The following is a 12310-nucleotide window of genomic DNA, read 5'->3' as shown; positions in this document are numbered from 1 at the left end:
GTATAATATAAATATGGGAATAAAAGATATCAAAATAATATTTATTGATTTAGACGGAACAAGTTTAGATTATAAGCATAAGTTATTAAGTAAAAAAAATCTAGAAATTATAAACAAATGCCGTGAAAAAAACATAAAAGTTGTGGTCTCAACTGGGAGAGGTTTAAACCAAAAAACTTGAGATATTTTAAATCAAATCAATGATAATTCCAATATTATTGCTTGAAATGGGGCAAAAATAATTAAAAATAATAAGGAAGTTTTTTCGTCCGCGATTCCTCAAAAAATACTCGATGAAATTGCCGTATTGATACGAAAATACCGAATTAGTACAGTTGTTAATTCTGATTTTAAAAATCACTCGTATACAGATTCTAAATTAATGAGGCTGGTAATTAAATTAAAAAGATCAAAGGCAAAACCGGTTAGTAAATTTAAACCCAATTTTGAAATATTTAAGTTAATTTTTATCCCTAAAAGTAAAAAAATGTTCGCTAAATTCAGGAATGAATTAACATTAAAATTTAAAAATGAATTAAATATACTTGATGCACGAAGCTATACATCATTTATCGAAGTAACTGATAAAAATGCTTCAAAAGGTATTGCTGAAGTTTTATTTAGCCGTTTAGATAATGTTTTGCCACAAAATTGTATACATATTGGTGATACAATGAATGATTCAACAACAGTAGGCAAAATAAAATATGTTATAGCAATGAAAAATGCGACTAAAGAGTTTAAAAAAATAGCCAATTTCATAAGTCCATATAGTTTTAAATCTGGTGGATTAGCCAAAACAATTAATCATTTTTTATTCAATGAAAAATAATTTAATTCTTTGACAAAACACCTACACATTCAATATGGTGTGTTTGACTAAACATATCACACGGTCTCAAATAATCCAGTTTATAACCATTTTTCAAAAATAAATCAATATCTCTACACATTGTATGAATGTTACATGAAATATAACCAATTTTTTTAGGTTTATATTTAAGTATTAAATTAATAAAATTGGTACTTAAACCCGAACGTGGAGGATCAACTACTAAAATATTGGCATTTTTTATTTTGAAAAAATTATCCTCAACATCACCAGCAAAAAATTCACAATTATTAATATTATTAATTCTTGCGTTTTGTTTTGCGTTTAATACAGCATCTTGTATTATTTCAAGACCATAAACCTTTTTAACATATGGAGCAATTGAAAGAGCTATAGAACCTACCCCACAATAAGCATCAATGACAATATCATTTTTATCAACTTTTAAATTATCGATTAAAAGTTGATAAAGTCTTTCAGTTTGACTTGAATTAACTTGAAAAAAACTATTTCAATTAATATTAACGATATTTTTCCCAATTTTATCTTTAATTGAATTTTTATTATTTAGTAAAGCAAAATATTTATTTTTTTTATTACTTTTGATATTAATAATAATATTAACTAAATTAGGAAAATGTGATGAGATAATTTTTAAAAAATTCTGTCCTATTTTTATATTTTTTTTAGCATTAATTATTATTAAATGTTCATCAAATGTTTTTGAATATCTAAAAGTGAAACTCTCAATTGCATCTATATTAGCAATAAATTCATTGAAATTATTAATATTGTTGCTTAACCATTTAATTAAATGATTAATTTCTTCGTTTGCTAAATCATAACTATACTGTTCAATTATATTATGTGTATTTTTTTCGTATAAACCAAAAATAATTTTGCTGTTTTGTTTAGAAACAAACACAGTAATTTTATTGCGATAAGCTCAAGGTTTTTTATTTTCCAATATAGAAAATACATTATCAAAATGAATATTGCGAGCAAACAAATATTTTACAAATTCTTCTTTAAATTTCAATTGGTCACTATAAGAAAGAATAGCGAGTGGAGTTGCTCCAGACTTCATCAATTGTTCATTAGCGATATTCAATCTTTGTTGAGAAGAATCAAACCTTTTGATAACTTTAGCAAAGGCAAATTTATTATTTGCTTTTTTTATTTCAATATCAGCACTCTCACCTGTTAATAAATTTTCAACAAATATTGTGTAATTATTTAATTTAACAACACCTAAACCTTCATACGAAAGATTAATTGCCTTAACATTATTTATTATTTGATTTTTACTAAATTTCATATGTTAATTATATAAAAAAAGACGAATACTCGTCTTTTGGGTTGATTAACATATAAATAAGTAAATAAATAAGCATCACGCATAAGGCTTATTAAATTATTAGAAGAAAGGAGTAATATACTCTTAAGCAACGAATCCTATGGAGTTCGTAATCATTCACATTGGGAATGCATCAATACAAGTATATACTATATGTAGAAAAATATAAATATATTTTTGTGTTTTTTTTGAACTTATGTTGCTTATAGTAAAATTAATCTAACGAAAGCCTAAATATTATGGATAAAGATAAAATTAAACAAATATTTGAAAAACACTACCAGTCTCTAGCCCTAAATTTAAGTAAAAAGATTGATTCTAGTAAAAATGATATTAAATTAGATAATTTCAATCAAACCTCATTATATCGGACTCCATTAATTGATAGTGATTTCATCGGTGGTTCAATTTTTAACACTTGCAATATTCGCTATGGCGATTTTTTAGAAGAAATAATAAATCTCTTTTTTTGCTGAAAATGGTGTTCAAACATCAAAGAATAAACATAAGCAAAATAATTATGATTTACTTTTTGAAATCGATAACATTATATATGTTGGCGAAATTAAAATGCGAGATAATCATGATAGCACTAAAAAACAAGGTCAAATAGATAATCTTGCCCAAAAAACAAAATTACAAAAAAGTTTATACCCTGATAAAACTGTGATAGCTATATTTTATTTTATCGATCCTAATGTAAAAAAGAATTTTAAATTCTATACAGAAGAATTAAAAAATAAGGTTAAACAAAAATGATTCGATGGTCAAAGAATATTTTATGGAGACGAAATATTTATTGATTTTGGCTTAAAAGATAAATGAGATAAAACTAAAAAAATGTTAATTGAATTCAACAAAGAAGTCAAAGAAACAAATTTTATTAGACAAACAATAATCAAAAATGTAAGAAAATGAACAACTAGCAAAATTAAAGAAATGATGCTTAATTTGTTTGATAACACAAATGACAAAAAAGCCTAAACATTTAATTTTAAATCGTTTCTATAACGTTCTCTAATTTCGCCAAGAGTTTCACCATTGATCTTTAAAATATTTCACGCGTTGGTGGGTTTAGCAAAAATTTCTCTGCACAGAGCATTGGGGGTCTTCTTTATGCCATTATGATTCAGTGTGCCATCAGTATTAAAAAATAATTCCAAATTGTTAATTTTAACAATATCTTTAACATTTATATATTTTTTGTCAATTAAATCTTTGAAACTCACTTTTTCAGGAGCAATATCATAATAAGCAAATTTTAAATCATCATGTTGCGTTGTCTCTATAACATTATTTAATCTATTTAAACTTGCTAAATAATATTTATGAGATTGTTCTATGCCAATATATTTGCGACCATAAAATTTGGCAGCATGTGCTGTTGTTCCTGTACCACTAAAAGGGTCTAAAACAATATCACCATAACTTGAACAAGCAAGAATAATTCTTTGCAATAATTCTAATGGTTTTTGAGTATTATGTACCTTAAAACCGTCTTTATCTTTTAATCTTTCCGAACCTGAACATATAGGGAGTTTTCAAACAGACTTCATCTGTGTTCCACCATTAAGATGTTTCATTGTTTTATAATTAAATTTAAATTTAGCTTTTTTATCTTTAACCACTCACAGTAATGTTTCTTGAGCATTAACAAAGCGTGTTCCTGCAAAATTTGGTACAGGATTAGATTTTTCTCATACAATTTCATTAATAATTCAAGCATTCATATCTTGTAATATATAACCAAGACGATGAATGTTTTGAAATGAACCTATAACTCAAAGTGAACCATTTTTTTTAAGAATTCTTAAACATTGTTTTAATCAGGTTTTGCATTCATTATCGTAATGTGCTAAATTATCATATTTATCTCATTCATCATCCACACCTTTAAATTTTTCACCTCCAAATCTATATAAATCTTTATCAAGATTCATGTTATATGGAGGGTCTGCAAAAATTAAATCAATTGAATTATCGGGCAATGTTTTCATTATTTGGACATTATCTCCATTAATAATTTGATTAATTGGTAAAGAATTTAGCGTATTTTCGTCTTTTTTGTTGTTCATTTATACCTCATCTTATACTTGATTTAATTTTTTTTACTACACTAATTATTTTATAGTGTTTAAAATATTGTGTAAATTTAATTAAATTTACTTGAATTAGTAATAAAACAAAACACCAATAGGTGTTTTGTTTAATTAATAAATTTTGACTTATATAGTTTTGCTTGTTCTTTGATTGATTCAAGTTCTAAATCAGAAGCTAATACAAAATGTTTGTCGTTAACTTTTTGTCATTTAGGCTGGTTATCTTTATCATAATTGTGAACGTTAGGATCATATAACTTACCAACTAATGAACCTTTTTCAGCTTCAATTGAAGGTACTGCGTCAAGTAAACTTTGAGTGTAAGGATGGTGGGGGTTGTGAATAACTGATTTAGTTGGTCCAACTTCTAATAATGTACCTTTATTAATAACAGCTATACGATCGGAAATATATTCAACCATACGTAAATCGTGGGCGATAAAAATAATTGTTAAATTATATTTTTCTTTTAATTCTTTGAATATATTAATAACTTGGGCTTGAATTGAAACATCAAGTGCAGAAATAGGTTCATCGGCAATTAATATTTGTGGTTGTAATACAACTGCCCGGCAAATCCCTACACGTTGTTGTTGACCACCCGAAAATTCCAAAGGATATCTGTTTAAAACTGTTTCATCTAGTCCAACTTGATTTAAAATATCAATAATTAGTTTACGTTTATATTGATTTTCACTTAATTTGTCTTCTTCATCACGAGATTTTTTTCGCAACTTTAAATAATCTAATAATGACTGATATTGTTCTTGATTTAATTTGTCTTTTAAAAGTTCTAATTTTTGCATAGCTGTTGTAAAAACAAAATCATATAAACTTTTTTCACTTGCTCAATTATTTCTTACATCATTCCACACATCTTTAGAAAGAACTAATTCAGGATTAAATTTTTCAATTTTTTTGTTCAATTCGACATAAGTTTCTGTATCAACATTGGTTAAATAAATATATTTAGAATTTTTAAGGTTAGATAAACCTTCTCCAACTACAGTCTCTACATTTTTAAACGGATTTAATGAATTTGTTGGGTCTTGAAATATCATTTGAACTTTATTAACCATAAAATCAATAATATCTTTACCTTTTTTTGATCATTTAAAAATCTTATCTCTGTTTTTAGGAATTACACGATCTAAAATCTTAATTTGACCAAATGAATGTGGGGTTAAACCAATAATTGCTCGACCTGCAGTTGTTTTTCCTGAACCCGATTCACCAACCAATCCTAACACTTCGCCTTGATAAATATTCAAATTTAAATCTTTTAAGGCATAAAAGGTGTTAGCTCCATAACCATAAGTTACGTCTAAATTTCTAATTTGAACTATCGCTTCTTTGTCGACACAATTTAGCATTTGCTCGGTGCCTGGGCGGACCAGACGATAAAGTTTTTTACCACTACGAGTAGTTTCAACGTAATATTTTTTTTCTTCCATTATAACTCCTCGTTAATTTTTTGCAACTGGTTTGCTTGTTGTTGTTTTAATTCATCTACTTGTGTGTTATATGCTGATATTATGGCTAAATCTTTTTCGTAATCTTGTTGATTAACGAAGAAATTTTTACCATAAATTATCTCTAAACGTTCAAAATATCTTTTTCACAAATTTTGGATAATTTTAGGTGGTTGATAAAAAGGAGCCTTAGCATCTAATAAATTAGATTTAACATAATGAGTGGCTGAAACATAGTAAAAATTGGCTTCTTGTTCTAAATCAATTCCTAAAGCATAATCATTACGAACAGCAAAGGCATCTCCTTCAATATTATTTAAAGAAGAAGGAACAGCACCTTTAATCACATTTAAACGCTCATCATTATTATAATCTGGCATTGAAGAAATTAAACCTCACGTATATGGGTGTTGTGGGTGCATAAGTACTTCTTCACGAGTACCGGATTCAACAATTTGACCAGCATACATAATGTTAATAAATTCCGATATTGAAGCTACAACACCTAAATCGTGAGTAATAAAAGCTACTGCAATTTTAAATGTTGATTGAAGTTCTCTAATTATATCTAATACTAAAGCCTGCACAGTAGGATCAAGAGCAGTTGTTGGTTCATCCATAACTAAAATTTTTGGTTTAAGACTCACTATAGCTGCGATCGCAATCCGTTGAATCATTCCACCTGAAAGGTTATGAGGATATAATTTCATTACTTTTTCAGGATCATTGATTTTAGCTAATTTTAGGTATTTTATTGCTTCTTTTATTGCTTCTTTTTTAGTTTTAACAATGCCGTTTATCAACATACCTTCGGTAATTTGATTACCAACTTTCATTGTGGGATCTAAAATTGACATAGGGTTTTGGAAAACAGCACTTACCACTCGTCCTCTTAATTTTGATTTTTCTCAATTATATAAATTGAAATTATGAACCTCTAAACCATATAATTTTACACTTCCAGATTCTACTATTGAATTGCTGCCGGTTAAACCATATAAAAGTGAAGTAAGAACTGATTTTCCAGAACCAGATTCACCTATAATTGAGTGTATTTTACCTTCGTAAATTTTAAAACTTGGACCTCTTAAAACTAAATTTTTTTCTTTTGGATTTGCCGGATTTTTAAATGTTAAATAAATATCATCTATTTCAGCGGCAACTTTTAAGTCTTCGCCAAGAACGTGTTCAACTTTTGCTGAATTAAAATATGATTCTAAATCAATATTTGATTGTTGTTTTTTACCTCAACGAAAAATTCTACTAAAACCGTGGCCTATATTTTTTCAAAAATCTACAATATCTTTTCAAAAACCTTTGTTTTTCTCTTTACGCACTTCTAATAAATTTAAAGGATGTGGTTTAGCTAATTTTTTAATTACATATGGATATAGTTTAGTGTATGGAGCAGGATTTAATTCACCTTCTGTTTTTAATGTTGTTTGCATTGTTTGAGCATAGTATTCAATTTTTTTAGCGTAAGATAATTCGTTTCATTGATTTAATTTATCCATAATTCTCCTATCTTTGTCTTAATAATGAGTCTTGAATACTTGATGCTATTAGTTGAATTGAAGTTGTAAGTAAGACCAAAACCATTGAAGGTAGTAATACATATCGCGGATAGGCAGTAAATACTTTTGAACCTTCTGAAATTAAATTACCTAGAGTTGGGATATCAATACTTAAACCAATGAAAGCCAACGAGGTTTCTGAAAGAATTACACCAGGAATATGAAATACTATTTCAGTAACTAATAGAGGTATTACTACTGGTAAATAGTTAAATAATATTTTTCAGGTTGGAGTTCCTAAAATCGCAGAAGCTGAAACTCATTCAAATGTTTTAGCTCTTAATACTTGCGAGCGCATTTGGTTAGCAATACCTGTCCAAGATGTAAATGTTAGTGCAAATACCATAACTCAAAATGTTGGTTTTAGGACAATGGTTATCACAATTAATATAATTATTGAAGGTACATTTGAAATAACTTTAATGATGTAAGTCATAATTTTATCAAAGATTCTAAAATGACCCATACTAATCCCAATCAATAAACCAACAAAAACCTGAATTACAGCTGTAACTAAAGCTAAAGCTAGTGAATATCTCAAACCTCACCAAAGACGCGCAAATAAATCTCTACCTAAAGCATCTGTACCAAAAATATAACCTGGTGTCTCAAAAAAGTTTTGATATCTATCATTAATACTCAATTTGTCTGGATCTTTAGTGAAAAATGGAATAAATATAGCACTTAATACTATTACCATAAATAACACAAAGCCAAAAACTCCCGCAAATGATCTAGAGAAACGATAGAAAAAATCTAGTCATTTATTTTGTTGTTTTTTTACATTATTTGATTCGTGAAAATCAAATAAATTCCCTAATAATTCTCATTTTTTATAGTTTAAAGGTTGAATAAAACGATTCGGCGCTAAATGTTTGCCATGTTCATTGTTTGGCGATGTTTTATTTCTATACGCTCAAATTGCCATATTAGCTCCTTACTATTTAGCTCTTCTAACACGTGGGTCAATTGCTTTATACAATAAATCACGAGTTGTGTAAGATAAAATTGTTATTAATGAGAATAATGTAACCATAAACAAAATAATGTTATAGTCTTTTGAAGTAATAGCGTTTAACAATAAACCACCACTACCAGTAATAAAGAATATTTGTTCAACAAATAAACTACCTATAAAACTTCCAAATATTACCACAGGGAAAAAGGTAGCAATAGGGAATAAAGAAGGTTTTAGGGCATGAGTTCATACAAATCTAGATTTTGATAAACCTTTTAGATAAGCGAATTTTGCGTGTTGTGAATTTAATTCACGGTTTAATTCAGTTCTAATATATTTTATATAAACAATTATAGAACCAAGTGAAAGTGCTAAACCGGGCAAAATGTATGTTGCTAAATCAGTTTCAACATATAAATATGGAATATTCAACAATCTACCAAGTAGCAGTAATCATAACGCAAACACCAGTGAAGGTATTGATGAAAAGATTGAAACAATAACAGTTGCGATATGATCGGGTAATTTATCTGGATTCATACCAACATAAACTCCAACTGGTATTCCTATCACTATAGTTAGCATAACTGAAAATATACCAATTAGAAATGATTTATAAAATCTTATTCACACAAAATCGTTGATGTTTTGTCCGGGAAACACTGACAGTGAAACTCCAAAATTACCTACTAAAATATTGCGTAAATAGATAAAATATTGTTCAATCAATGGTTTATCTAAACCATATGTTGCTTCAACAGCTTTTCGTGTAGATTCGTCTAGACCTAGTGTTAGCGAAGTTGAACCAGGTATAGATTTAATTAAAAAGAATGTAATTGTAATAACTATTCAAGCTATTGTTAAAAATTCAAAGACAATAATTAAAAATCTCAGTAAAAATTTAACTAAAGGAGACTTAACATTGAACATCACCGCAAGTTTAGAAATGTGCGGCTTGATTTTATTGCTAAAATCAACATATGATGGCCTTTGAACATATTTTTTATTAGTTAAATCCATTTCGGATTCACTAATAATGTTTTTAGTCATTTTTTGTTCCATTTTTCCTCCTTTATTTAATGATTTTTGGTAATGTGGCTAATGGTGGGTTAGCAACGTCATACGCATATTGTAATGAGTAATTATATAAACTTGAAGCACCATTTACACGTGAAACTTCTCAGTATGTATCTACTTCCATTAACGGAATTACTGGTGCAGTTTCTCTAACAATTTTTTCAAAACCTGCAATTACAGCAAAAGCAACAACTTCGCTCCAGCCTTGTTTTTTTTCTTCTGGTGTAAATTGTGAAGTGAAAAATCTTAAATGTCTTTCAGTATAATCATTCACGCTTTCATTATTTTTAACCACTGAAAGATCAACAATTTTTTCTCATACATCAGGTCCATCTACTTTAGCACTTAAAATTCTTAGTCGTTGTTTAAGTTCTTCAACTTCTTTTGCTTTTTGAGCATCTTTAATTACTAAATTGTTATTTTCATCTCGCGAATAACCTAGTGATCTAAAGTATTGATCATAAGTTCATGAACCAGATGGATTGTTTCTAAACCCGGTTGTTTTTTGACTTTTTGTATCAATACCATCGGGTTTTAAAAACACTCTTATATATGAATAAATATCACTACCAAAGGCATCAAAGTTACGATAAATTAAATCATATTTACCGGTAGTTCTTCAATCTTCATACACATTTTCAGGTAAATTTTTAATATCAATTTGAACATAATCGCCAAATGCTTTTTTCATAAAATCACGCAAAGCTATTCCAGCATTTTTTTGCTCGTCAGTTGAATTTGAAATAAAATTCAAAGTAACATTTTTTAAATTTGGATGGGCTTTTTTAAATTCATTTAAAAAGGCACGCGCGACATCTAAATGATAACCTTTATCAGTACGATCTACTGTTTCAAATTTCATTGATTTAGAAATGTGATCTATATGTGTATAGTTTTGAACCGGAATTGGAATGCCTCATGATTTGCCTTTAGCCTCTTCTTTGGCTTTTTTAAATATATATTTATTTAAATAATTTTTATCGTTATTCAATTCCTCACCGCTAGGGTATGAACCAAATTTTGTATACATATAATCATGTTCAAAACCAGATTCAACTGCATCTCCAAAACTAGAAGCAGCTTGACCAAATGCGGTTCAAGTTATAACTGGAAATGATGATGATCAACCAACTATATTCAATAACTCATTTCTATCAATTGCATAATAAATAGCATTACGTAAATTTTGGTCATTAACATATGAATTTGGGTTTGTTTCATTATCTAAATTAAATGACAAAGCTATGGTTCCATATCCATTAGATTTGTTCATAAATGGGCGGTGTTCTTTATTTGTTCAGTATTGCCATTGTAAAACTGGTGGTATTCTGGTTGCTGAAATATAACCATCGTCGTACATTGCGGCATTAATATTTGGGTCATTAGAAAAGTAAATTTTTATGTTATTAGAAATAGTTTTTGCTGCCGAATAATAGCGAATATTTTTAGTTAAACGAATAAAACCTTGCGGACCTAAAACTAATTCATCGATATTAAATGGACCGTTTGTTAAAAAGTTTTCTTTTTTCAAACCAAATTCTCTTATACCACCTATTGACTCCACAAAGCGACGATTAATTGGGACTATAATTGAAGTTATGTCTTGATAAGCACTATTTAAATTTGTTGGCTCAAAATCATCATAAGCAATTCTTAATGTGTATTCATCTAAGGCCAGTACTCTATTTCTAAAATATTTTTTAGGTTCAATACGTTTAACAAAAGGATTATCAAGTGTTGTTTGACCACTTGGCAATAAATTTGAATATAACTTATTGACTGCTTCTTGGTAAGGTGCTGAATTCGATTCATCAAAAGTGATATTACCTAATTTGTGTTTTAATTCGTGTGATTGTTGAATAATTTTTGTAAATTCATCCGAAATTGATTGTTTTGGATCAAAATATAAATATTTTCTAACTTTTGTTGGAACTCTTTGTGGTATTTGTTCCAATTCTTTTTCAGTATGCAAACTTAAAGAATATTCAGGATTAGGTAACATTAATATTGTTTCGTCATCTTCTCAATTAAAATCAGGAGAATAAGGAATTGCTCCAATAACTGTTTCATTATCTAAATTTCAGTACATTCTACCTGAATAAAAACCAAAGTTTAACGCGGCTTCCTTAATTTTTGCTACAGCTTCTTCATCACCTTCAACTTGTGAAGCTCATGGAGTATAAGAAGGATTAAACACATCATAAATTCACTCACCATTAACTAGTTTTAAAGGTGGATAAGCAAAAGGATTTTTATAAGCAACTTGAAATTTTTGAATATATTCTTGTTGAGCTTGCAACACTTCATTAGCAGCTTTAAATTTTCGTTGCAGCATTGTTGTTTGTTTTTGTGAACCAGTTTCTAAATCAAAAATATAATGCATTGCATCAATGTAATCTTCAGCCCTTACAGGATCTCCATTGCTCCACTTGCTTTGTCCTTCATTCAACAATAAATTCATTGAAAGAAATTTATTGCTTGGCGTGACAACTGCGTTTATTGGTAAATAGTCACTCAAACCAACAGCTATATTTCCCGGAGCAGAACCAAAATTATCTAGTGAATAGAAACGTCCTGAATTATCTGGATTTGGGTTATCCTTTAAATATTGATCCAATGTTCCTTCATCTTCAGTTTGATATGTTCCTAAACGAATTTCAGGAATATTAGCAATTCTTTTAATAGCTTCATTCGGGCCAGTTTTTAAAGGTGATTCAACAATAGAAGGAAGAATTGTGTTAACCGAAGGGTATTTAATGTAATTTAACGAGTTGATAGGATTAGTAGCTAAACCAAAATCATAATCTTTTTTGTAATTTAATCTAACACTCGATTTTTGGACTTGATTATCTTCATTTTGATTTTTGTTGCAAGCTATTGCTACAAAAGGGATAGCCAAGGGCAATAAAGTAAATGTTTTTCAATATTTTTTACTCATTTT

General features: G+C 28.2%; 10 protein-coding genes. 3 read left to right on the top strand and 7 right to left on the bottom strand.

Annotation, left to right across the window (positions count from 1 at the left end; translation table 4 throughout):
• Positions 1 to 13 precede the first annotated feature (13 nt).
• Entirely contained in the window at positions 14 to 832 is an 819-nt protein-coding gene (locus tag EG856_RS02930) for an HAD-IIB family hydrolase (RefSeq protein ID WP_130429628.1), read from the top strand.
• 1 nt (position 833) lies between these two features.
• Here EG856_RS02930 and rlmD read toward each other — a convergent pair whose 3' ends face one another.
• Positions 834 to 2150 carry a 23S rRNA (uracil(1939)-C(5))-methyltransferase RlmD gene (gene rlmD / locus EG856_RS02925; protein ID WP_130429627.1) on the bottom strand — a complete coding sequence of 439 codons (1317 nt, stop codon included), beginning with the start codon at positions 2148 to 2150 and terminating at the stop codon, positions 834 to 836.
• Positions 2151 to 2428: 278 nt separating this feature from the next.
• Here rlmD and EG856_RS02920 point away from each other — a divergent pair, with 278 nt between their 5' ends.
• Positions 2429 to 2692, top strand: a complete 264-nt coding sequence (locus EG856_RS02920) for a hypothetical protein (RefSeq protein WP_130429626.1) — start codon at positions 2429 to 2431, stop codon at positions 2690 to 2692.
• Between the two features lie 67 nt (positions 2693 to 2759).
• The gene (locus EG856_RS02915) at positions 2760 to 3173 is read left to right on the top strand and encodes a hypothetical protein (RefSeq protein WP_130429625.1); all 414 of its coding nucleotides are present in this window, start codon (positions 2760 to 2762) and stop codon (positions 3171 to 3173) included.
• Here the strand turns inward: EG856_RS02915 and EG856_RS02910 are convergent.
• From EG856_RS02910 to EG856_RS02885, 6 genes are all read right to left on the bottom strand, one after another.
• Positions 3170 to 4264, bottom strand: a complete 1095-nt coding sequence (locus EG856_RS02910) for a DNA-methyltransferase (protein WP_130429624.1) — start codon at positions 4262 to 4264, stop codon at positions 3170 to 3172. The two genes, EG856_RS02915 and EG856_RS02910, sit on opposite strands and share 4 nt — an antisense overlap.
• Positions 4265 to 4395: 131 nt before the next feature.
• Positions 4396 to 5742 (bottom strand): ABC transporter ATP-binding protein, encoded by a 1347-nt coding sequence (locus tag EG856_RS02905; protein WP_130429623.1) that lies wholly within the window; start codon positions 5740 to 5742, stop codon positions 4396 to 4398.
• The gene (locus EG856_RS02900; RefSeq protein ID WP_130429776.1) at positions 5742 to 7208 is read right to left on the bottom strand and encodes an ABC transporter ATP-binding protein; all 1467 of its coding nucleotides are present in this window, start codon (positions 7206 to 7208) and stop codon (positions 5742 to 5744) included. Before EG856_RS02900 ends, EG856_RS02905 begins: the two co-directional genes overlap by 1 nt.
• Positions 7209 to 7281: 73 nt before the next feature.
• Positions 7282 to 8262 (bottom strand): ABC transporter permease, encoded by a 981-nt coding sequence (locus EG856_RS02895; RefSeq protein ID WP_130429622.1) that lies wholly within the window; start codon positions 8260 to 8262, stop codon positions 7282 to 7284.
• Between the two features lie 12 nt (positions 8263 to 8274).
• Positions 8275 to 9312, bottom strand: coding sequence for an ABC transporter permease (locus EG856_RS02890; RefSeq protein ID WP_232954261.1), 1038 nt, complete (start codon positions 9310 to 9312; stop codon positions 8275 to 8277).
• 52 nt (positions 9313 to 9364) lie between these two features.
• Positions 9365 to 12307, bottom strand: a complete 2943-nt coding sequence (locus tag EG856_RS02885; RefSeq protein WP_130429621.1) for an ABC transporter substrate-binding protein — start codon at positions 12305 to 12307, stop codon at positions 9365 to 9367.
• Positions 12308 to 12310: the final 3 nt, after the last annotated feature.

This window comes from Mycoplasmopsis phocirhinis (assembly GCF_004216495.1).
In the GTDB taxonomy this organism is placed as follows: Bacteria; Bacillota_I; Bacilli_A; order Mycoplasmatales; family Metamycoplasmataceae; genus Mycoplasmopsis; species Mycoplasmopsis phocirhinis.
Note: the sequence above shows the minus strand (reverse complement) of the source record. Positions and strands in the feature narration are given on the sequence as shown.